The sequence below is a fragment of the Micromonospora sp. LHW51205 genome, assembly GCF_003315815.1.
Taxonomy (GTDB): Bacteria; Actinomycetota; Actinomycetes; order Mycobacteriales; family Micromonosporaceae; genus Micromonospora; species Micromonospora chalcea.
The window spans coordinates 836,644-856,382 of sequence record NZ_QMEZ01000002.1; the positions used below are offsets into that span (position 1 = coordinate 836,644).

General features: G+C 73.3%; 23 protein-coding genes and 1 riboswitch. Of the genes, 11 read left to right on the forward strand and 12 right to left on the reverse strand.

All coding sequences use genetic code 11. The features are described 5' to 3' along the window. Positions 1 to 4 precede the first annotated feature (4 nt). The 3 genes from DQE82_RS11855 to DQE82_RS11865 form a co-directional block, all read right to left on the reverse strand. Positions 5 to 1,384 carry a glycine--tRNA ligase gene (locus tag DQE82_RS11855; RefSeq protein ID WP_013475540.1) on the reverse strand — a complete coding sequence of 460 codons (1,380 nt, stop codon included), beginning with the start codon at positions 1,382 to 1,384 and terminating at the stop codon, positions 5 to 7. A gap of 113 nt (positions 1,385 to 1,497) precedes the next feature. Then, positions 1,498 to 1,971, reverse strand: a complete 474-nt coding sequence (locus tag DQE82_RS11860; protein ID WP_043329042.1) for a hypothetical protein — start codon at positions 1,969 to 1,971, stop codon at positions 1,498 to 1,500. A gap of 94 nt (positions 1,972 to 2,065) precedes the next feature. Beyond that, complete coding sequence (locus tag DQE82_RS11865) at positions 2,066 to 2,407, reverse strand: antibiotic biosynthesis monooxygenase (RefSeq protein ID WP_030503150.1); 342 nt, start codon at positions 2,405 to 2,407, stop codon at positions 2,066 to 2,068. Positions 2,408 to 2,434: 27 nt separating this feature from the next. On the opposite strand from DQE82_RS11865, the gene DQE82_RS11870 reads away from it, so the two are divergent. From DQE82_RS11870 to DQE82_RS11895, 6 genes are all read left to right on the forward strand, one after another. Next, positions 2,435 to 2,698, forward strand: coding sequence for a DUF6703 family protein (locus DQE82_RS11870; protein WP_030503149.1), 264 nt, complete (start codon positions 2,435 to 2,437; stop codon positions 2,696 to 2,698). A gap of 88 nt (positions 2,699 to 2,786) precedes the next feature. Next, positions 2,787 to 3,734: a metal ABC transporter substrate-binding protein gene (locus tag DQE82_RS11875; protein ID WP_043329040.1), complete on the forward strand. Its 948-nt coding sequence runs from the start codon at positions 2,787 to 2,789 to the stop codon at positions 3,732 to 3,734. Further along, positions 3,731 to 4,495 carry a metal ABC transporter ATP-binding protein gene (locus DQE82_RS11880; RefSeq protein ID WP_030503147.1) on the forward strand — a complete coding sequence of 255 codons (765 nt, stop codon included), beginning with the start codon at positions 3,731 to 3,733 and terminating at the stop codon, positions 4,493 to 4,495. Before DQE82_RS11875 ends, DQE82_RS11880 begins: the two co-directional genes overlap by 4 nt. A gap of 1 nt (position 4,496) precedes the next feature. Then, entirely contained in the window at positions 4,497 to 5,372 is an 876-nt protein-coding gene (locus DQE82_RS11885) for a metal ABC transporter permease (RefSeq protein ID WP_043329036.1), read from the forward strand. 43 nt (positions 5,373 to 5,415) lie between these two features. Beyond that, positions 5,416 to 5,718, forward strand: coding sequence for a metalloregulator ArsR/SmtB family transcription factor (locus DQE82_RS11890; protein WP_030503145.1), 303 nt, complete (start codon positions 5,416 to 5,418; stop codon positions 5,716 to 5,718). Between the two features lie 52 nt (positions 5,719 to 5,770). Then, positions 5,771 to 6,376: a hypothetical protein gene (locus tag DQE82_RS11895; RefSeq protein WP_113972675.1), complete on the forward strand. Its 606-nt coding sequence runs from the start codon at positions 5,771 to 5,773 to the stop codon at positions 6,374 to 6,376. Between the two features lie 396 nt (positions 6,377 to 6,772). Here DQE82_RS11895 and DQE82_RS11900 read toward each other — a convergent pair whose 3' ends face one another. The 4 genes from DQE82_RS11900 to DQE82_RS11915 all read right to left on the reverse strand — a co-directional run bounded on the left by DQE82_RS11900 (position 6,773) and on the right by DQE82_RS11915 (position 11,032). Then, positions 6,773 to 8,746, reverse strand: coding sequence for an acyl-CoA dehydrogenase family protein (locus DQE82_RS11900; RefSeq protein ID WP_069087970.1), 1,974 nt, complete (start codon positions 8,744 to 8,746; stop codon positions 6,773 to 6,775). Positions 8,747 to 8,854: 108 nt separating this feature from the next. Beyond that, positions 8,855 to 9,358, reverse strand: a complete 504-nt coding sequence (locus DQE82_RS11905; protein ID WP_043329032.1) for a DUF6328 family protein — start codon at positions 9,356 to 9,358, stop codon at positions 8,855 to 8,857. Positions 9,359 to 9,449: 91 nt separating this feature from the next. Beyond that, a complete protein-coding gene (locus DQE82_RS11910) occupies positions 9,450 to 10,199 on the reverse strand; it encodes a sugar isomerase domain-containing protein (RefSeq protein WP_030503141.1) in 750 nt (249 codons plus the stop codon). Next, complete coding sequence (locus DQE82_RS11915; protein WP_199495982.1) at positions 10,196 to 11,032, reverse strand: alpha/beta fold hydrolase; 837 nt, start codon at positions 11,030 to 11,032, stop codon at positions 10,196 to 10,198. The genes DQE82_RS11910 and DQE82_RS11915 overlap by 4 nt, the downstream gene beginning before the upstream one ends. Before the next feature lie 76 nt (positions 11,033 to 11,108). Then, positions 11,109 to 11,215: riboswitch (TPP riboswitch) on the forward strand. 75 nt (positions 11,216 to 11,290) lie between these two features. On the opposite strand from DQE82_RS11915, the gene DQE82_RS11920 reads away from it, so the two are divergent. The 3 genes from DQE82_RS11920 (at position 11,291) to DQE82_RS11930 (ending at position 14,205) form a co-directional block, all read left to right on the forward strand. Continuing rightward, positions 11,291 to 11,881, forward strand: a complete 591-nt coding sequence (locus DQE82_RS11920) for an ECF transporter S component (protein ID WP_064448685.1) — start codon at positions 11,291 to 11,293, stop codon at positions 11,879 to 11,881. 108 nt (positions 11,882 to 11,989) lie between these two features. Next, positions 11,990 to 13,408: an ABC transporter ATP-binding protein gene (locus DQE82_RS11925; protein ID WP_113972677.1), complete on the forward strand. Its 1,419-nt coding sequence runs from the start codon at positions 11,990 to 11,992 to the stop codon at positions 13,406 to 13,408. After that, on the forward strand, positions 13,405 to 14,205 hold the full coding sequence (locus DQE82_RS11930) for an energy-coupling factor transporter transmembrane protein EcfT (RefSeq protein ID WP_113972678.1): 801 nt from the start codon (positions 13,405 to 13,407) through the stop codon (positions 14,203 to 14,205). The genes DQE82_RS11925 and DQE82_RS11930 overlap by 4 nt, the downstream gene beginning before the upstream one ends. 268 nt (positions 14,206 to 14,473) lie before the next feature. Here DQE82_RS11930 and DQE82_RS11935 read toward each other — a convergent pair whose 3' ends face one another. After that, positions 14,474 to 14,767 carry a hypothetical protein gene (locus DQE82_RS11935; RefSeq protein WP_113972679.1) on the reverse strand — a complete coding sequence of 98 codons (294 nt, stop codon included), beginning with the start codon at positions 14,765 to 14,767 and terminating at the stop codon, positions 14,474 to 14,476. Positions 14,768 to 15,111: 344 nt separating this feature from the next. On the opposite strand from DQE82_RS11935, the gene gndA reads away from it, so the two are divergent. After that, positions 15,112 to 16,554 (forward strand): NADP-dependent phosphogluconate dehydrogenase, encoded by a 1,443-nt coding sequence (gndA, locus tag DQE82_RS11940; protein WP_064448733.1) that lies wholly within the window; start codon positions 15,112 to 15,114, stop codon positions 16,552 to 16,554. Between the two features lie 15 nt (positions 16,555 to 16,569). Here the strand turns inward: gndA and DQE82_RS11945 are convergent, their stop codons facing one another. The 4 genes from DQE82_RS11945 to recO all read right to left on the reverse strand — a co-directional run bounded on the left by DQE82_RS11945 (position 16,570) and on the right by recO (position 18,853). After that, on the reverse strand, positions 16,570 to 16,794 hold the full coding sequence (locus DQE82_RS11945; protein WP_043329023.1) for a hypothetical protein: 225 nt from the start codon (positions 16,792 to 16,794) through the stop codon (positions 16,570 to 16,572). Positions 16,795 to 16,915: 121 nt separating this feature from the next. Then, positions 16,916 to 17,101, reverse strand: coding sequence for a hypothetical protein (locus DQE82_RS11950; protein ID WP_013287960.1), 186 nt, complete (start codon positions 17,099 to 17,101; stop codon positions 16,916 to 16,918). Between the two features lie 70 nt (positions 17,102 to 17,171). Then, positions 17,172 to 17,984, reverse strand: coding sequence for an isoprenyl transferase (locus DQE82_RS11955; RefSeq protein ID WP_043329022.1), 813 nt, complete (start codon positions 17,982 to 17,984; stop codon positions 17,172 to 17,174). Beyond that, positions 17,981 to 18,853, reverse strand: a complete 873-nt coding sequence (gene recO, locus DQE82_RS11960) for a DNA repair protein RecO (protein ID WP_043329020.1) — start codon at positions 18,851 to 18,853, stop codon at positions 17,981 to 17,983. Before recO ends, DQE82_RS11955 begins: the two co-directional genes overlap by 4 nt. 102 nt (positions 18,854 to 18,955) lie before the next feature. Here recO and DQE82_RS11965 point away from each other — a divergent pair, with 102 nt between their 5' ends. Then, positions 18,956 to 19,735 (forward strand): DUF4097 family beta strand repeat-containing protein, encoded by a 780-nt coding sequence (locus DQE82_RS11965; protein ID WP_043331022.1) that lies wholly within the window; start codon positions 18,956 to 18,958, stop codon positions 19,733 to 19,735. The last annotated feature ends 4 nt before the right edge of the window (positions 19,736 to 19,739 follow it).

Sequence of the window (19,739 nt, forward strand, 5' to 3'; positions counted from 1 at the left end):
AAGGTCAGCAGCCGGGGAGGCGCTCGATCAGGTAGCGCTCGACCTGGTCCAGCGAGACGCGCTCCTGGGCCATGGTGTCCCGGTTCCGGACCGTCACGGCGTTGTCGTCGAGCGTGTCGAAGTCGACGGTGACGCAGAACGGCGTACCGATCTCGTCCTGCCGGCGGTAGCGGCGGCCGATCGCCTGCGAGTCGTCGAACTCGACCACCCAGCGCTTGCGCAGGTCGGTGGCGAGCTGCTTGGCCTTCGGCGACAGCGCCTCGTTACGCGACAGCGGCAGCACGGCGACCTTGACCGGGGCCAGCCGCGGGTCGAAGCGCATGACGGTGCGCTTGTCCACGCCGCCCTTGGTGTTCGGCGCCTCGTCCTCGTCGTACGCCTCGAGCAGGAACGCCAGCACCGCGCGGGTGAGGCCGGCGGCCGGCTCGATCACGTACGGCATCCAGCGCTCGCCCTTGCCCTGGTCGAAGTACGACAGGTCGACGCCGGAGTGCTTGCTGTGCGTGGACAGGTCGAAGTCGGTGCGGTTGGCGATGCCCTCCAGCTCGGCGAACTCGCTGCCGCCGAACCGGAACCGGTACTCGATGTCGACGGTGCGCTTCGAGTAGTGGGAGAGCTTCTCCTTGGGGTGCTCGTAGAAGCGCAGGTTCTCCTCGGACAGGCCGAGGTCGAGGTACCAGTTCCAGCGCTCGGAGAGCCAGTACTCGTGCCACTGCTCGTCGGTGCCGGGCTCGACGAAGAACTCCATCTCCATCTGCTCGAACTCGCGGGTCCGGAAGATGAAGTTGCCGGGGGTGATCTCGTTGCGGAACGACTTGCCGGTCTGCGCGATGCCGAACGGCGGCTTCTTGCGGGCGACCGTCTCGACGTTCTTGTAGTTGACGAAGATGCCCTGGGCGGTCTCCGGGCGCAGGTAGTGCATGCCCTCGTCGCTCTCCACCGGGCCCAGGTAGGTCTTCATCAGGCCGTTGAACATCTTCGGCTCAGTGAAGGTGCCCTTGTTGCCGCAGTTGGGGCAGTTCAGCTCCGTCAGCGAGGTCAGCGGCTTGCCGTGCTTGGCCTCGTACGCCTCTTCCAGGTGGTCGGCCCGGAACCGCTTGTGGCAGGACTGGCACTCGGTGAGCGGGTCGACGAACTCGGCGATGTGGCCGCTGGCCTCCCAGACCTTGCGGGCCAGGATGACCGCCGAGTCGAGGCCGACGACGTCGTCGCGCTGCTGCACCATGGTCCGCCACCACTGCCGGCGGACGTTCTCCTTCAGCTCGACGCCGAGCGGACCGTAGTCCCACGCCGACCGGGTGCCCCCGTAGATCTCGCTGGAGGGAAAGACGAAGCCCCGGCGCTTGGCGAGGCTGGTGACGGCGTCGATACGGTCGGCTGGCATGTTTCCTCCTACGCCGGCTGGCGGTCGGCGCGGTTGAGATGGATAAAACCGGGCTGTTCGGGACAACGGTACGACCGCGTTCGTCCCGAGCCCAGCAGAATACCGGGGGCCGGTCAGCTCACCCCGCAGACCTCCACGCCGCCCGTCTGCTGGTCCGGCGCCAGCGTCACGGTCTGCGCCTCCCGCCGGCCGCCGGCCAGCGTGACGTCCACCGGGACGGTGAGCGTGGTGATGTCGACCTCGCCGACCCGGTAGCCGGAGATCTGCGGCTCGGTGGCGACGCGCCGCACGAACTCGGGCCGCGGTTCGCGTCGGCGGAGGTCGTCGCAGAGCGTGTCGTACGCCTTGGACCACTCCCGGGCGACCAATGCCTGGTAGTAGTCGCTGGTGACGGCCCGGCCCTGCTCGCCGATCGCCTGGGCGTTGCTCACGGCCAGGCCGACCACCGCCGCGCCGCCTCCGCCGCAGCAGATCAGCACGGCGAGCGCGCCCGCGCCGAGGCCGAGCCAGAGCCGGGTCCGCCCGCCCTCGGTGGGCGGGGCGGCGAACGGCGGCGCGGCGCCGGGCCCCTGCGGCGGCGCGGGCACCCCGGGGTCCGCCGGCGGCGCGGGCGGAACTGACGACGGGGGTGGTGCGGCCGGTCCGGGAGCGGTCATACGCGCCAGGGTAGTGCCCCGGCACTCACCGGTAAGGACCTGCGGCCCGATCGCTGGCGACGACGACGATCTCACCCTCGGGGGCGGCGCTGGCGAGCGTCTCGTACGCCGACGGCTCGTCCACCGATCGGGCGAGCAGCGGGACGGCGGTGACCTTGACGTCGAACCCGCCGAGCGCCCGCCGGTACGCCCCGACCGACTCCCACTCGGTGAGCAGGCACCAGTGGTCCGGGTCGTCGAGCGCCCGCAGCAGCTCACCGCGCAGGTAGCCGGGGCGGGCGGCGAGCGCGGCCAGCGCGGCGTGCGCCTCCCGGGTGAACTCGTCCACCGTTTCGGCTTCCACCACGAACCGGTTGGTGACCAGCACGGCGTTCCTCCTCGTAGAGTTTGTGGCATGCAGCGTACGCAGAGTCCCGTGCTGTCCCGGTTGGCACGGCTCAACCCGACGGCGGTGTTCCTCGCCGTACTGGCCCTGATGCTGGTCGGCCTCTTCGCGCCCGGCCCGGCGGGCGGCGTCCTGCTGCTGGCGCTGGCCGGCGGCCTGGTGTGGCTGATGTCGGTCACCTGGCCGGTGCAGGCGCCGGCGACCCGGATGTTCCGGCTGGTGATGCTCACCCTGTTGATCGCGGTGGCGCTGGCGAAGCTCATGGTCGGCTGACGTACGGAAGCAGAGCCGAGCTGACCTGCGCTGACATGCAATCATGCGTTTTTGACAATAGTTTTCGTTGTCGCGGACAGTTGAGCCCATGACCGTTCGCGCACCCCGCCGTGTCCTGACCGCCACCGCAACCGCCCTGCTCGCCGCCGCCGGCCTGACCGCCTGCGCGGACGGCACCGGCGCCGCGAGCGAGCCGGGCAAGGTCGGCGTGGTGGCCGCGTTCTACCCGCTGCAGTTCCTGTCCGAGCGGATCGGCGGCGACACGGTCTCGGTCAGCAACCTGACCAAGCCCGGCGCGGAGCCGCACGACCTGGAACTCAACCCGCGGCAGGTCGGCCAGGTCGTCGACGCCGACGTGGTCGTCTACCTCAGCGGCTTCCAGCCGGCGGTGGACGAGGCGGTGGAGCAGAACGGCGGCGACCGCGCGTTCGACGTGGCGGGCGTGACACCGCTGCGCGACGCCGCCGCCGGTGGCCACGACCACGACCACGAGGGCGAGGCCGGGCACTCCGGGGAGGGCGGCGGCAAGGACCCGCACGTCTGGCTCGACCCGACCCGGCTGGCCACCATCGGCGACAAGCTCGCCGAGCGCCTCGGCAAGGCCGACCCGGAGCACGCCGCCGACTACACCGCCCGCGCGGGCGCGCTGCGCGCCGAGCTGACGAAGCTGGACACCGAGTACGCCGACGGCCTGCGCACCTGCAAGCGCCGGGAGATCGTCACCAGCCACACCGCGTTCGGCTACCTCACCGAGCGCTACCAACTGGAGCAGATCGGCATCAGCGGGCTCACCCCGGAGTCCGAGCCGTCGCCGCAGCGCCTCGCCGAGGTCGCCGAGGAGGCCCGGGAGCACCAGGCCGGCACGATCTTCTTCGAGACGCTGGTCAGCCCGAAGGTCGCCGAGACGATCGCGCGTGAGGTGGGCGCGAAGACGGCGGTGCTGGACCCGCTGGAGGGCCCGCCCGCCGACGGCGACTACCTCTCCGCGATGCGTACCAACCTGCAGACCCTGCGAACCGCTCTGGACTGTTCATGACCCCACCCGTGATCGAGATCGCGCACGCCACAGTCGGCTACGACGGCCGCCCGGTGCTGCGTGACGTCTCGTTGACAGTGACCGCCGGCGAGGTGGTCGCCGTGCTCGGCGCCAACGGCTCCGGCAAGTCGACGCTCGTGCGCGCCGCGCTCGGCCTGGTGCCGGTCGGCGCCGGGTCGGTCGCCCTGTTCGGCACGCCGCAGCGCCGCTTCCGGCAGTGGCACCGAATCGGGTACGTGCCGCAGCGGCTCGGCGCGGGCAGCGGAGTGCCCGCCACCGTACGCGAGGTGGTGGCGTCCGGGCGGCTGGCCCGCCGCGGCGTGCTGCGGCCCGCCGGACGGGCGGACCGGGAGGCGGTGGCGGCGGCGCTGGACGCGGTCGGGCTCGCCGACCGGGCCGGCGACCCGGTGTCCACGCTCTCCGGCGGCCAGCAGCAGCGCACCCTGATCGCCCGCGCGCTCGCCGGCGGGCCGGAGCTGCTGGTGCTCGACGAGCCGACCGCCGGGGTGGACGCGGCCAGCCAGGAGGCGTTCGCCGGGGCGCTGCGCTCGTTCCGCGACGGCGGCGGGACGGTGCTGCTCGTCGCGCACGAGCTGGGCCCGCTGCGCCCGCTGATCAGCCGGGCCGTGGTGGTGCACCAGGGCGGCATCGCCCACGACGGCGCCGTGCCGGAACCCGCCGGCCACCACGCCGACCCCGACCACGAGCACGTGCACCCGCACTGCGACGAGGAGCCCGCCCGGCTCTGGACAGGCATCTGAGATGGACCTCTTCCAGTACGACTTCATGCTCCGCGCCCTGGTCGGCGCGCTGATCATCGGGCTGGCCGCGCCGGCGCTCGGCATCTACCTGGTGCAGCGGCGGCTGGCCCTGATCGGCGACGGGATCGGGCACGTGGCGCTCACCGGCGTCGGCGCGGGCCTGCTGCTCAACCGCTCCCCCGTGCTGGTGGCGGTGATCGCCGCGACGCTCGGCGCGATCGTCATCGAGCTGGTCCGCGCGTACGGGCGCACCTCCGGCGACCTGGCGCTGGCGCTGCTGTTCTACGGCGGCATCGCCGGTGGCGTGGTGCTGGTCGGGCTCTCCGACGCCAGCAGCGGGGCGCTCAACGCGTACCTGTTCGGGTCGCTGACCACCACCTCGCAGGGCGACCTGGTCACCATCGGCGTGCTCGGCGCGGCGCTGCTGGTGACCATGCTGGTGCTGCGCCCGGCGCTGTTCGCGGTCTGCCACGACGAGGAGTACGCGCGCGTCTCCGGCCTGCCGGTACGCGCGCTGAACCTGATCATCGCGGTCGGCACCGCGATCACGGTGACCATCGCCATGCGGGCGGTCGGGGTGCTGCTGATCAGCGCGCTGATGGTGGTGCCGGTGGCCACCGCGCAGCAGGTGACCCGGGGCTTCCGGTCCACCATGGCGGCGGCCATGGCCCTGGGGCTGTTCGCCGCCGGCGCCGGGGTCTGGGTGGCGGCCACCGCGGACACCGCGCCCGGCGCGTCGGTGGTGCTGGTGGCGATCGGCTCGTTCCTGCTGGTCGCGCTCGGCGCGGCCGGTGTGCGGGCGCTGCGACGCCGGAGCGGGAGCGACCGGGCCGCGCCGCCGGTCGAGCCCGCCGAGCACGAGGTGCTGCTCGGATGAGGCCCTACCGGCTGACGCAGCTGGGATTGGTTACCGTTACAGGGTGACCGGCACGAACGGGTACGACGCCTTCGAGGGCGCGGGTGACCTGCTGCGCGCGCTCTCGGCCCCGATCCGGCTCGCGATCGTCAGCGAGCTGGCCGAGGGCGAGCGCTGCGTGCACGAGCTGGTCGAGAAGCTCGGCGCGCCACAGCCGCTGGTCTCCCAGCACCTGCGGGTGCTGCGCGGCGCCGGGGTGGTACGCGGGTCGCGGCGCGGCCGGGAGATCGCGTACGCCCTGGTGGACGACCACGTCGCGCACATCGTGGCGGACGCGGTCAGCCACGCCGGTGAAGGGCCCTCCTGAGGCGCGAAACTGTCTCGTGCCGGCAGGGCCGAGCCGTGGCAGGCTGTCCGGCGTGAAGATTTACGCCGACCGCTTTCCCACCGCGGCCCGCCAGTTCCTCACCGACCTGCTCGTGGTCGCCTGGGTGTACGCGGCGATCCGCTTCGCGCTGTGGCTGCACGACGTGGTCGAGAAACTCGCCGTACCCGGGCAGAAGCTGGAGGGGGCCGGCGGTGGCCTCGCCGACAACCTGGCCGACGCCGGCGGCAAGGTCGGCCGCGTGCCGCTGGTCGGCGACGAGCTGACCGCGCCGTTCACCCGGGCCGCCGACGCCGCCCGCGCGGTCGCCGAGGCCGGCCGCGACCAGCAGGAACTGGTCGGGCAGCTGGCGCTCGGGTTGACCATCGCGGTGCTGGTGTTTCCGCTCGGCCTGGTGCTGTTCGGCTGGCTGCCGCTGCGGGTGCGCTGGATGCGCCGGGCCGGCGCGGCGAAGGCCCTGGCCGGCGCGCCGGCCGGCCGGGACCTGCTGGCGCTGCGCGCGCTGGCCGGTCAGCCGCTGTCGAAGCTGAACCGGATCGCGCCGGACGTCGCCGAGGCGTGGCGGCGCGGCGACGACGCGACCGTCGACGCGCTCGCCGCGCTGGAGCTGCGCGGGCTGGGGCTGCGCGGCGGCCGCTGACGTCCCGGCTCCCGGCTCCCGGCTGATGCACTTCTCGGCGTTATGCCTCTGAGTCATATTTATGAGAGGCATAACGCCAAAACAGAATCCTTCCTCTGGCACCACGTGACACCGCGTAACGGGTCGCTGGCCCCGCCTGAGGACCGCCGGTCCGACGGCACGCCGCAGATCCGGCACCACGGCCACGGGCCCGGGCCACGCCGCGACACCAGCTCGCTCCCCCGGTTCGGGAACGGAGACCGGTGGGGCGCGGCCGAAGTTCCTGCGCGGCCGGGCAGTCGCCGGACTCCGCGTGGACCGACGGACGACGCCGTCCGCAGGCGCAGCACGCCGGAACCCGGCACCGCACCGGCGGACGACGACCGCCGCGCGGGCGCGCCGAGGCGTAGCGGTTGGTCAGCGGGCCGGCGGGATGCGGCGGCGCACGTCCTCGGCGGTGGACGGCCCCGGTTCCCAGCGCGCCACCCACGGCAGGTCGGCGGGCGGCGTGAGGACGCCGTCCTCCAGCGAGGCGTACCGGCCGGCGACGATCCGCTTGGCGGCGGCCACGTCGACCGAGTCGGTGTTCGACCACAGGCCGGTGAACAGCTCGTCGACGCGCAGCCGCGCCTGACGGCAGAACAGGTCGGCCAGCTCGACGTTCTCCGGGTGCGCGTCCCGCTCGGCGTAGGCCCGGACGCAGACCGCGCTCATCGCGAACAGCTCCGCGCCGATGTCCACCACCCGGCCGAGGAACGCCTGCTTACGCTCCATCTTCCCCTGCCACCGGGACATCGCGTAGAACGTCGACCGGGCCAGCTTGCGGGAGGTCCGCTCGACGTGGCGCAGGTGCCCGGCCAGCGGCCCGAACTCCTGGTACGCCCCGGGCGTCTGCCCCTTGCCGACAGCGAGCGTGGGCAGCCACTTGGCGTAGAAGGCGCCGGCCCGAGCGCCCGCCTTCGCCTTGCGGCCCAGCCCGGCGTCCGGGTCGATGATGTCGCCTGCCACCGACAGGTGCGCGTCGACCGCCTCGCGGGCGATCAGCAGGTGCATGATCTCGGTGGAGCCCTCGAAGATCCGGTTGATCCGCAGGTCACGCAGGAGCTGCTCGACGGCGGCGGGCCGTTCGCCCCGGGCGGCGAGCGAGTCGGCCGTCTCGTACCCGCGTCCGCCGCGGATCTGGATCAGCTCGTCGGCGATCCGCCACGCCATTTCGCTGGCGTAGAGCTTGACCAGCGCCGCCTCGATCCGGATGTCGTTGCGGTCGTCGTCGGCGAGCATGCAGGACAGGTCGAGCATGGACTCCATGCCGTACGTGGTGGCGGCGATGAACGACAGTTTCTTCGCCACCGCCTCGTGCTCGGCCACCGGTCGGCCCCACTGGACCCGGTCCGCCGCCCACTCCCGGGCCACGTTCAGCGCCCACTTCCCGGCGCCCACGCACATGGCCGGCAGCGAGAGACGGCCGGTGTTCAACGTGGTCAGCGCGATCTTCAGGCCCTTGCCCTCGCCGCCGATCACGTTCTCGGCCGGCACGAACACGTCGTGGAAGCGGGTGAGGCTGTTCTCCAGGCCGCGCAGCCCGACGAAGGAGTTGCGCCGCTCGACGGTGATGCCGTCGCTGTCGCCCTCCACCACGAACGCGGTGATGCCGCCGCGCCGCCCCTCGCCGGCCGGCACCCGGGCCATCACCACGAGCAGGGTGGCGAGCGTGCCGTTGGTGGCCCACAGCTTCACCCCGTTGAGCCGGTAGCCGGTGCCGTCCGCCGTCGGCTCGGCGGTGGTGGCGAGCCGGGCCGGGTCGGAGCCGACGTCCGGTTCGGTGAGCAGGAATGCGGAGACCTCACCGGCGGCGAGCCGGGGCAGGAACCGGTCCTTCTGCTCGGGTGTGCCGAACATCTTCAGCGGCTGCGGCACGCCGATCGACTGGTGCGCGGAGAGCAGCGCGCTGACCGCCGGGTTCACCGAGCCGACGAGCATCAGCGCCCGGCAGTAGTGCAGGTTGCTCAGCCCCAGTCCGCCGTACTTGCGGTCGATCTTCATGCCGAACGCGCCCAGCCCGGCCAGTCCGTGGAACACCTCGTCGGGGATGCGCGCGTCCCGCTCGATCGCCTCACCGTCCACCTCGGACCCCAGGTACGCCCGCAGCGAGCCGAGGAACTCGTCGGCACGGGCCACCTCGGCCGGGTCGGGGCGGGGCCACGGGTCGATCAGGTCGAGCCGGAACCGGCCGAGGAACAACTCCTTGCCGAAGCTGGGCCGGTCCCAGGCCGACTCGCGGGCCGCCTCGGCGACCTGGCGTGCCTCCTTCTCGGTGACCTGGCCCGCCTCTCCGGGCAGCGGCCCCGCGCCGTCGGGGGACTCGGGCCGGCTGTTCTGTGTCGTGGTCACGGCTGCCTCCTCGTCGGTCCGGCTGCGTCGACGCGCTCGATGAAAACGACGCTACCTCCGGGTGTTACCCAGGGGTAGCGCCGCGTGCACGTCCGATTTGGCGGACGGTCAGCCGCCGGTGAGCGTCTGCGGGTCGTCGTCCTCGTCGTCGATGTCGTCGTCGCCCCAGTTGCGGCGGCTGAACGGCAGGATCGCCCAGAAGATCAGGAACCAGAGGCCGGTGAGCGCGCTGAGCAGGAACGCGATCGGCCGGTCCAGCACGAAGTCGGAGACCAGCAGGACCGAGCTGACCATCGCGATCAGCATGAAGAACAGGCCGCCGGTGGCCATCCGGTGGGCGAAGCGCACCAGTTCCGGCTTGCGTCCCTGGCGGAACAGCGCCCGGTGGAACGCCACCGGAGAAATGATCATCGCGGCGGACGCGGCGGCGGTCAGCAGCGCCAGGATGTAGACGTCACGCTGGAACTCGGTGGTCCGGTCGAACCCGGCGCTGAACGGCAGCGTCAGCAGGAAGGCGAACAGGATCTGCACGCCGGTCTGCGCGACGCGCAGCTCCTGCAACAGATCGGCGAAGTTGCGCTGCCAGCGCTGCTTCTCGGATTCCTTCGACACTCGCGGACCTCCCCGGGAGACGGCACGGCCGGCGGGTGAACGCCCACCGGCAGGACCGCCTGTGCCCCGTACGGATGATCACGAAACCGGTTCAGGAACCGCGGCGGATCCGCCCCGCGTACCGTGCCTCCAGCTCGGCGTTGTGCTCGTCGCCGCCGGTGATGTTCGCGGACAGGTAGACCGGCGGACGCTCCCCCGCCGCGACCAGCCGGGCCACCACCTCGGCGACGATCTGCTGGGCGAGCAGCGCCGCGGTGATCGACGAGACCGCGCCCACCGCGCCGCCGCCCGGCAGCGGCAGCGTGGCGTCGCCGTACGGGGCGCCGTTGTCCAGCACCACGTCGGCGAAGTCGGCGAGCTTGCGGCCGGACGGGTGCCGCGACGTCATCCGGGCCGAGTGCTGCGCCGACGTGATCGCCACCAGCCCGTGCCCGCGTTCCTTCACGATGGACGCGAACTCGACCATCGCCCCGTTCACGCCCGAGTTCGAGGCGAGCACGAACACGTCCTGCGGCCGGATCGGCGCCAGCTCGTAGAGGCGGTGCGCCACCGCCGGGTCGCGTTCCAGCTTCGGGCCGAGCACGTCGGCCGGATCGCCGCCGACCAGCACCAGGTCACGCAACGCGATCCGGTTCGTGGGCACCAGCCCGCCGGCCCGACCGGCGATCTCCATGGCCAGCGCCTCGGAGTGCCCGGTGCCGAACGCGTGCACCACACCATCGGCGCGCAGCGCCGCTGCGATCAGGTCGGCCGCGTCGGCCACGTTGCGCCGCTGCTCGGCGGCGACCCGGCCGATCGTCTCGGTCACCACCGCCAGGTACGCCTCGGCGCTCACCGTCATGCCTCCTCCGTTCCTGCGCACCGGGCGAGGATCGCCTCGGCCAGCGGGCCGGGCGCCTCGTCCGGGATCCAGTGGCTGACGCCGGGCAGCGTCACGAACCGGTAGTCACCTGTGACGTGCGCGGCGCACGCCTGCGCGGCCGTCCGGCCGATCGCCACGTCCTTGTCGCTCCAGACGAACGTGGTGGGCACCCCGACCGGGGCGACCGCCTTCATGTCCGCCCCGGTCATCGCCCGGTACCAGTTCAGCGCCGCCGTCAACGCCCCCGGCTCGCGCATCGGCTCGGCGTACCGGGCCACCGCGCCGGCGTCGCCCACGCCGCTGAGCAGCTTGCGCAGCGTGGCGGCGTTCCACGCCAGCAGCACCCGCTCCGCCGTACCGGGCTTACGGAACAACGCTATGTACGCGGACTTGACCTTCTGCCGCGGGTCGGTGGCGAGCGCGTGCCCCATCGCGGCCGGGTGCGGCACCGACACCGCGGTCAGCGTCCGCACCCGCTCCGGGTGCGCCGCCGCCAGACCCCACGCCACGATCGCGCCCCAGTCGTGGCCGACCAGGTGGGCGCGGGTCACCCCGAGGGAATCCAGCACGCCGGCCGCGTCGGCCACCAGCTCCGGAATCCGGTACGCCCCGACGTCCGCCGGACGCGCGCCGGGCGAGTAGCCGCGCTGGTCGAGCGCGTACGTGCACAGCCCGGCGGCGTGCAGCGCGGGCGTCACCGCGTCCCACTCGCCGGAGTGCTGCGGGAATCCGTGCAGCAGCAGGACCGGGTCACCGCCCTCGGGGCCGCCGGCGCGTACCTCGAACGTCAGTCCCCGCGCATCCACCAGCATGATCGCCACCATACCGACACTCGCCCTGCTGGGCCGGGGCCCGTGGTCGGTGCTAGCGTCTGCGACGAGACAACTTCACATCCGACAGGGGAGCGCACAGCGCTGAGAGTGCGGGCCGGTGCCCGCAGACCCTCGAACCTGATCTGGGTAATGCCAGCGCAGGGAGTTCGGTCGACCTCCAGCCGCGTCGCCGTCCGGTGACCACCGGGCGCGGCGTGCGTCTTCTCCTGGTTCACCTCGACGAACTGGGAGCCAACCGTGAACCACACCGACAGCAACCGCTGGCGTACCGTCGACATCGTCGTCGCCTCGGTCATCGCCGTCACCTTCGGCGTCGTGTTCCAGCTCTGGAACATCCTCTGGAAGGGCAGCGACGGGCCGTTCGCCTTCTTCGCCCCGCTCCAGTCGGTCATGTACGGCGTCTGGCTCATCCCGGCCGTGCTGAGCGCGCTCATCGTCCGCAAGCCGGGAGCGGCGCTGCTCACCGAGACCGTCGCCTCGGCCGTCTCGGTGCTGCTCGGCTCCCCCTACGGTGCGATGGCGATCCTCCAGGGCGCGGTGCAGGGCCTGGGCGTCGAGGCGGTCTTCGCGGCCACCCGGTACCGCCTCCACCGGCCGCTCACGGCGGCGCTCGCCGGCGCGTGCGGCGGCCTCTTCGCCACGCTGTTCGACGCTCTCTACTGGTACCCCGGCACGAGCTGGACGACGTTCCGGCTGCCCTACATCGCGTTCGGCGTGCTCAGCTGTCTGCTGGTGGCCGGCCTGGGTGCGGTGGCCCTCACCCGCGCGCTGGCGAACACCGGCGTCCTGGACCGCTTCCCCGCCGGCCGCGACCGAGCCCTGGTCTGACGGCTCGCCCCGCCCCGGTGATCAAGGAGTTTGCGTCCGCCGGGCACGGTTTTCCGGACGCGAACTCCTTGATCACGCAGGCTGGGCCGGGAGAGGGGGTGGTGGGCGGTGAGCGGGGTGGTGCTGCGGGGGTTCGGGTGGCGGCACGGGGGACGGAAACGCTGGGCTCTGCGCGGGGTGGATCTGCGCGTGGAGAGCGGCGAGCGGGTGCTGCTGCTCGGACCCTCCGGCGCCGGTAAGAGCACGCTGCTGGCGGCGCTGGCCGGGCTGCTGCCGGAGGACTCCGGCGAGCAGGAGGGCACCGTCGAGATCGACGGGCTGGACCCGCGCAAGGCCCGCGAGCGCGTCGGCATCCTGTTCCAGGATCCGCAGACCCAGCTCGTCATGGCCCGTTCCGGCGACGACGTCGCGTTCGGGCTGGAGAACCGGGGCGTGCCCGCCGGGGAGATCTGGCCCCGCGTCGACGAGGCGCTGCGCCGGGTCGGCTTCCCGTACGACCGGGACCGGCCGACCGCCGCGCTCAGCGGCGGCGAGCAGCAGCGGCTCGCCCTGGCCGGCACGCTCGCGCTGCGCCCCGGACTGCTGCTGCTGGACGAGCCCACCGCCAACCTCGACCCGGCCGGCGCCGCGCTGATCCGCCGGGCCGTCGCGAACGCGCTCGACCCGGACACCACGATGGTCCTGGTGGAGCACCGGGTCACCGAGGCGCTGCCGCTGGTCGACCGCGTGGTGGTGCTGGAACCGGGCGGCGGGGTGCGCGCCGACGGGCCGCCCGCTGCGGTCTTCGCCGCGCACGGCGACGCGCTGGCCGCCGCCGGGGTCTGGGTACCCGGCCACGTCACGCCACCCCGGCACGCCACCACGCCGCCCGGCGACGTGCTGCTCACCGCGGAGCGGCTCGGCCTGCCCCCGCGGCTCGACCCCACCGATCTTCGGGTACGCGCCGGCGAGGCGCTCGCCGTCCTCGGCCCCAACGGGGCCGGCAAGTCCACGCTGGCGCTGCTCCTGGGCGGCCTGCTGAAACCCGGCACGGGCGGCGTCACCGCGTCGGCGGAACTGGCCGGGCGGGACGCGCGCACTCCCCCGTACCGCTGGCGGGCGCCCGCGCTGGTACGCCGGATCGGCTCGGTGTTCCAGGACCCGGAACACCAGTTCGTCACCGCCACCGTCCGCGACGAGCTGGCGCTCGGCCCGCGCCGCACCGGGCAGCCCCAGGCAGCGGTCAGCGCCACAGTGGACGCCCTGCTGGAGCGGCTGCGGCTGGACCGGCTGGCCGGCGCCAACCCGTACACCCTCTCGGGTGGCGAGGCGCGGCGGCTGAGCGTGGCGACGGCCCTGGCCACCGCGCCCCGCCTGCTGATCTGCGACGAGCCCACGTTCGGCCAGGACCGGCGCACGTGGCTGGAACTGATCGACCTGCTCGCCGAGCTGCGCGACGCCGGGCACGGCGTGGTGGCGGTGACCCACGACGAGGACTTCGTGGCCGCGCTGGCCGACCGGACGCTCACCCTGGGGGCGTCCTCGTGATCAACGTCGAACCGGTCGCCGCGCCGGGCGCTCCGCTGGCCCGGCGCAACCCGGTGGCGAAGCTGGCCGCCGCGATGGTGTTCACGCTGATCCTGGTGGCGACGCTCGATCCGGTGGCCCCGGCCGTCGCCATCGCCGTCGAACTCGCGGTGCTGCCGCTGTTCGGTGTTCGCTACCGGGTGCTGGCCCGCCGGGCGTGGCCGCTGCTCGCCGGTGCCGTCGGCATCCTGGTCACGCTTGTGCTCTTCGCGGCCGACCGCTCCGGCCCGGTGCTGCTCCAGGCCGGGCCGATCCTGGTCACCGAAGGGGTGCTCGTCACGGCGCTGGGCCTGGTGCTGCGGATGCTCGCGGTGGCGCTGCCCGGCATCGTCGTGTTCGCCACCACCGACCCGACCGACCTGGCCGACGCGCTGATCCAGAACGCGAAGGCGCCCGCCCGGTTCGCCATCGGCGCGCTGGCCGCGTTCCGGATGGTGCCGCTGCTGGAGCAGGAATGGCGGATGATCAGCATGGCCCGGCGGGCCCGTGGCGTGGACGCCGGCCGCAATCCGGTGGCGAAGCTGCGGCTGTTCGGGTCGACCGCGTTCACGCTGTTGGTGGGCGCGATCCGGCGCGGTACACGGCTCGCCGTCGCGATGGACGCCCGGGGCTTCGACGCGGGCACGCCGCGCACCGTGGCCCGCCCGCAGCGCTTCACCGGCGCGGACACGCTGCTGGTCGTGGGAGCGGCCCTCCTGGCCGCCGCCGCTCTGGCGACAAGCATCGCCCTGGGCACCTTCCGCCCCCTGATCGGCTGACCCCCCTCGCCCTCGCCCTCGCCCCGCCCCGCCCCGTTGATCATGAAGTTGACGGCACGGGTTGCCCGTTTTGTCGCCGCCAACTTCATGATCGACCGGCGTCGGGGAAGATCTTGGTAGGAAATGGTCCCTATAGGGGCCGAAATCTTCCAAGATCTCTAGGGACACCGGCGGTGGGGGCGAGCGGCGGGAAGGAGAAACGCTGCCCGGGCAAGGACCCGGATGGGGGGCCTGCCCGGGCAGCGGGCGACGGGAACCGGCCTGCCGGTCAGCTCCGGCGGAACGCGTAGAAGCGGGTCTGGCCGGCGCGCTGGCTGCGCCCGGTGACCCGGGCCTGCCGCCCTGCCGGTGGGCCGGATCGGGGCGGCGTCGCGGGTGCGCTGGGCAGGACCGGAGTCTCCGGTGACGCCGAATGCGGCGCCGCGTCCAGGGACCCGGCGGACGCCACCGGCTCCGTCGGGAGCACCACTGCGGGCGGCGCGGTGAGCGCGTCGAGCGCCGGCGCGGTCACCTGCGGCGAGGACTGTTTGCGGGACTTCTTCGGATTGCGCTTCGCGGGCATTCGCGGGCCTCCTGTCGTGCGGGCGCGCCGACCGGGACGCGCCGAGCGAGGGCTCCGGCGCATTCCGATCACGACAGACACCGCGACCGACGGTGGCGGGGAAGGATGCGGACGCCCGGAGCAGGACGGGTCCACGGCACTCGCGGCGGTGGACCGGGCTCGGAGGTGGGGCGTCACATACGCATGCGGCAACGCTATCGCGCCACCGGCGAGTCCCGCAGCCGAATTAAGCCGAGGGACGTACGGCCACCCGCCGGTCACACCCTGTGGACACCGTCGCCCATATCCTCGACGGCCGCGATACGGTCGCAGCACGGCAGTACGGACGAGAGGTGGCGGTACGCATGGCAGAGCAGGCGACGGCGCAGATCGGGGTCACCGGTCTGGCGGTGATGGGCCGCAACCTGGCCCGGAACCTGGCCCGCAACGGCTTCGCCGTGGCGGTGCACAACCGGTCGCCGGAACGTACCCGCAGCCTGGTCGCGGAGCACGGCGACGAGGGCACGTTCGTGCCGTCGGAGTCGCTCGCGGACTTCGTCGGCTCGCTGGAGCGGCCCCGCGCGGTGATCGTGATGGTGAAGGCCGGCGCCCCGACCGACGCGGTGATCGACGAGCTGGTCCCGCTGCTGGAGGAGGGCGACATCGTCGTCGACTGCGGCAACGCGCACTTCGCCGACACCCGCCGCCGGGAGGAGGCGCTGCGCGCGCACGGGCTGCACTTCGTCGGTACCGGCGTGTCCGGCGGCGAGGAGGGCGCGCTGCTCGGCCCGAGCATCATGCCCGGCGGGTCGGCCGAGTCGTACCAGAAGCTGGGGCCGATCTTCTCCAAGATCGCCGCGCACGTGGACGGCGAGCCCTGCTGCCGGCACGTCGGGCCGGACGGCGCGGGCCACTTCGTGAAGATGGTGCACAACGGCATCGAGTACGCCGACATGCAGCTCATCGCCGAGGCGTACGACCTGTTGCGGGCCGGTCTGTCGGCGAGCCCGGCGGAGATCGCGGAGATCTTCCGGGAGTGGAACGGCGGCGAGCTGGGGTCGTTCCTCATCGAGATCACCGCCGACGTGCTCGGCCACACCGACGCGGCCACCGGTCAGGCGTTCGTGGACGTGGTGCTCGACCAGGCCGAGCAGAAGGGCACCGGCCGCTGGACCGTGCAGAGCGCGCTCGACCTGGGCATTCCGATCACCGGCATCGCCGAGGCCACGTTCGCCCGGTCGCTGTCCGGGCACGCCGGCCAGCGCGAGGCCGCCCGCCGGGTGTTCGCCGACGCGGGCGAGAAGTGGCAGGTGGACGACCGGGAGACGTTCGTCGAGGACGTGCGCCGCGCGCTGCTGGCCAGCAAGATCGTCGCGTACGCGCAGGGCTTCGACCACATCCGCGCCGGCAGCCGGGAATACGACTGGAACATCGACCTCGGCGGCACGGCCACCATCTGGCGGGGTGGCTGCATCATCCGGGCCGGTTTCCTGGACCGCATCCGCGAGGCGTACGACGCGGAGCCGGACCTGGCGACGCTGCTCGTCGCGCCGTGGTTCGCCGAGCGGGTCAGCGCCGGCGTACCGGCCTGGCGACGGGTGGTGGCCGACGCGGCCCGGGCGGGCGTGCCGGCACCGGCCTTCGGGTCGTCGCTGGCCTACTTCGACGCGCTGCGGGCGCAGCGGCTGCCGGCCGCGCTGATCCAGGGGCTGCGGGACAACTTCGGCGCGCACACCTACCACCGGGTGGACCGGGAGGGCTCGTTCCACACGCTCTGGGCGGGCGACCGCTCCGAAGTGGAGGCGTGAGCCCGGCCGGACACCTCACCAGGCCCGCTGGGCGTGCGGGTCGGGCGCCCAGCCGGCCGCCGGCTCGCCGGCCGCCAGTTCGCCGATCTCGCCGGAGCGGACCGCCGGGGTGTGCCCCAGTTCGGCGCACCACCGCTCGGCCAGCTCGGCGCACAGCCCGGCGACCGCGTCCCGGCGGTCCGGTTCCACCAGGTCGGCGGCGGCCAGGGCAGCAGTCATCTCGTACCGGAGATCGCGCATCCTCCACCCCCGTGGCGGGCGCGCACCCGGCGGCGCGCCCTGCGCCGATCGTAGAGCGCAACGCCCCGCGCCCGGCGGGAAAGCCGGATGCGGGGCGTACCGGTCGGGCCGACGTCGCAGGTCAGAAGAACCGGCGACGCCTGGCCTTCTGCGGCCGGATCAGGTCGGCGCCCTTGGTCAGCAGACGGCTCACCCCGGACGGGCCGCGACGGGCCTCCAGGGTGTGGCTGAGCCGGCGCGCGCCGGCCGCCGCCAGCGGCACGGCGACCGCCATGACCGCCCACTGCGCGATCCGCTTCTGAATCATGTGGTTCACCTCCGCGTTTGCTGTCTGGAGGTATCGGTACCCAGAGCGGCGCGCCGGTAAGCCTGCCCCCTCAGGCGCCCGGGGCGACCGGGTTGGGCAGGGCGCCGCCGAAGCGGCGGTCGCGCTGGGCGTACAGCTCGCAGGCGTACCAGAGGTGGCGGCGGTCGAAGTCGGGCCAGAGCGTGTCCAGGTAGACCAGTTCGGCGTACGCGGTCTGCCAGAGCAGGAAGTTGGAGATGCGCTGCTCGCCGGAGGGGCGCAGGAACAGGTCGACCTCGGGCACCTCGGGGTGGTAGAGGTACCGCGCGACAGTCTTCTCGTTCACCTTGGCCGGGTCCAGCTTGCCGGCGGCGACGTCGCGGGCGATCCCGGCGGCGGCGTCGGCGATCTCCGCCTGGCCGCCGTAGTTGACGCAGAACTGCAGCGTCAGCGTCGAGTTGCCGCGCGACATCTCCTCGGCGGTCTGCAGCTCGGAGATGACGCTCTTCCACAGCCGGCCCGCGCGGCCCGACCAGACCACCCGTACGCCCAGGTCGACGAGCTGGTCGCGGCGGCGACGGATGACGTCGCGGTTGAAGCCCATCAGGAAGCGGACCTCGTCGGGCGAGCGCCGCCAGTTCTCGGTGGAGAACGCGTACGCCGACAGGTAGGGGATCCCCATCTCGATCGCGCCTTCGACGGTGTCGAAGAGGCTGTGCTCGCCCTGCTCGTGCCCCTTGGTGCGGGGCAGGCCGCGCTCCTTGGCCCAGCGGCCGTTGCCGTCCATCACGATGGCGACGTGCCGGGGCACCGCGGCGGGCGGCAGCGCCGGCGGACGGGCCCCGGAGGGGTGCGGGGTCGGCGGGACCGGCTCGCGGCGGGTCGCCCTCGTCGATCGGATCACTCGGTCATCTCCCTGTTCACACCGGCGACGGGCCCGGCGCCGGAGCGCGGCGGGGCCACATCCGGTCCCGCGCCGCCGGGCGACGGGACCGCGCCGGCCGCCGGGGCGCCCCGGTCGACCAGCGGCAGCGAGCGTAGCGCGCGTTCCAGATGCCACTGGAGGTGCGCCGCGACCAGCCCGCTGCACTCCCGGCGTACGCCGGTCTCGGCCGCGTCGGCGTACCCCCAGTCGCCGGAGGTCAGCGCGGACATCAGCTCTAGCGTGGCGGGCGCGGGGTGGGCGGCGCCGGGGGGCCGGCAGTCCGGGCAGACGGCGCCGCCGGCCGGTACGGAGAACGCGCGGTGCCGGCCCGGCTCGCCGCAGACCGCGCAGGCGGCGAGCGCCGGTGCCCAGCCGGCGAACGCCATGCCGCGCAGCAGGTACGCGTCGAGCACCAGCGTGGTGGCGTGCTCGCCGCGGGCCAGCGACTTCATCGCGCCGAGGGTGAGCTGGAACAGCCGCAGCGACGGTTCGCGCTCGACCGGGGTGAGCCGCTCGGCGGTCTCGGCGATCGCGCTGGCGGCCGTGTAGCGGGGGTAGTCGCCGAGGAACCGTTTTCCGTACAGCTCGATCGCCTCGACCTGGCTGACGGTGTGCAGCGAGCTGCCCTGGTTGCCCTTGGGGTCACCGGCGAGCTGGAGGTCGACGTGCCCGAACGGCTCAAGCCGGGCGCCGAACCGGCTCGTGGTGCGCCGCACGCCCCGGGCCACCGCGCGCAACCGGCCGTGCCGGCGGGTGAACAGCGTGATGATCCGGTCGGACTCGCCCAGCTTCTGCACACGCAGCACCACCGCGTCGTCGCGGTAGAGCTGTCGGCGGTACCCGGCCATCAGGCCATTCTCCCTCCGGGTGCGATCTCAGGGTCGGCTCGGGGTGGACCGGCGGGCGATCCCCGATGTGCCGGGCGCCGGGCCGGACCTAGTGTGCTGGCCATGGCTTCGCTCCGTACCGCGGTGGCCGCGACCGCTGCCGCCACGCTCATCGTTCTCTCCGGGTGTGACACCCTCTCGTTCCGCCGGCTCGACTACGACCACACCGAGCAGGCGAAGATCACCCGGATCACCGTGACGGAAGACGGCTCCGGGGACGTCGTGGTCCGGGCCAACGGCCCGGCCGACCAGGTACGGATCAAGCGCGTCGTCCGCTACCAGGGCGACGAGCCGACCAGCCGGTACGAGATCAAGGGCGACGAACTCGTGCTGCCCACCGACTGCGGTCACCGGTGCAGCATCTCCTGGGAGGTGACCGCGCCGCCCGGCGTGGCGGTGAAGGGCGGGACCGCCTCGGGCAACGTCGACCTGACCGAGATCGGGGCGGTGGAGTTCACGCTCAGCTCCGGCGACCTGACCATCCGGGGCGCCACCGGAGAGGTCCGCGCGTCGTCCACGTCCGGCAACATCCGGGTGGTCGAGGCGGCCCGCCCGGTGCGGTTGCGGGCCCGCTCGGGCGACATCGAGGCCCGCCGCCTCGCCTCCGCGGTCGACGCCGAGACCACCTCCGGCAACGTCGTCGTGGAACTGGACCAGCCCGCTCCGGCCCGGCTGCACGCCACCAGCGGGGACGTGGACCTGGCCGTGCCGGCCGGCCGCTACCGGGTGCGGGCCGAGGCGAGATCCGGGGACACCGACGTGACGGTGACCGACGACCCGGGCGCGTCAGTGCTGCTGGACGTCTCCGCCACCAGCGGGAACGTGACGGTCACCAGCCGCTGAGCGC

Coding starts and splice junctions, on each gene's coding strand:
- DQE82_RS11855 (WP_013475540.1), bottom strand. CDS start 1,384: ATGCCAGCCGACCGTATCGACGCCGTCACCAGCCTCGCCAAGCGCCGG.
- DQE82_RS11870 (WP_030503149.1), top strand. CDS start 2,435: ATGCAGCGTACGCAGAGTCCCGTGCTGTCCCGGTTGGCACGGCTCAAC.
- DQE82_RS11875 (WP_043329040.1), top strand. CDS start 2,787: ATGACCGTTCGCGCACCCCGCCGTGTCCTGACCGCCACCGCAACCGCC.
- DQE82_RS11880 (WP_030503147.1), top strand. CDS start 3,731: ATGACCCCACCCGTGATCGAGATCGCGCACGCCACAGTCGGCTACGAC.
- DQE82_RS11885 (WP_043329036.1), top strand. CDS start 4,497: ATGGACCTCTTCCAGTACGACTTCATGCTCCGCGCCCTGGTCGGCGCG.
- DQE82_RS11910 (WP_030503141.1), bottom strand. CDS start 10,199: ATGACGGTGAGCGCCGAGGCGTACCTGGCGGTGGTGACCGAGACGATC.
- DQE82_RS11915 (WP_199495982.1), bottom strand. CDS start 11,032: ATGCTGGTGGATGCGCGGGGACTGACGTTCGAGGTACGCGCCGGCGGC.
- DQE82_RS11935 (WP_113972679.1), bottom strand. CDS start 14,767: ATGCCCGCGAAGCGCAATCCGAAGAAGTCCCGCAAACAGTCCTCGCCG.
- gndA (WP_064448733.1), top strand. CDS start 15,112: ATGGCAGAGCAGGCGACGGCGCAGATCGGGGTCACCGGTCTGGCGGTG.
- DQE82_RS11945 (WP_043329023.1), bottom strand. CDS start 16,794: ATGCGCGATCTCCGGTACGAGATGACTGCTGCCCTGGCCGCCGCCGAC.
- DQE82_RS11950 (WP_013287960.1), bottom strand. CDS start 17,101: ATGATTCAGAAGCGGATCGCGCAGTGGGCGGTCATGGCGGTCGCCGTG.
- recO (WP_043329020.1), bottom strand. CDS start 18,853: ATGGCCGGGTACCGCCGACAGCTCTACCGCGACGACGCGGTGGTGCTG.
- DQE82_RS11965 (WP_043331022.1), top strand. CDS start 18,956: ATGGCTTCGCTCCGTACCGCGGTGGCCGCGACCGCTGCCGCCACGCTC.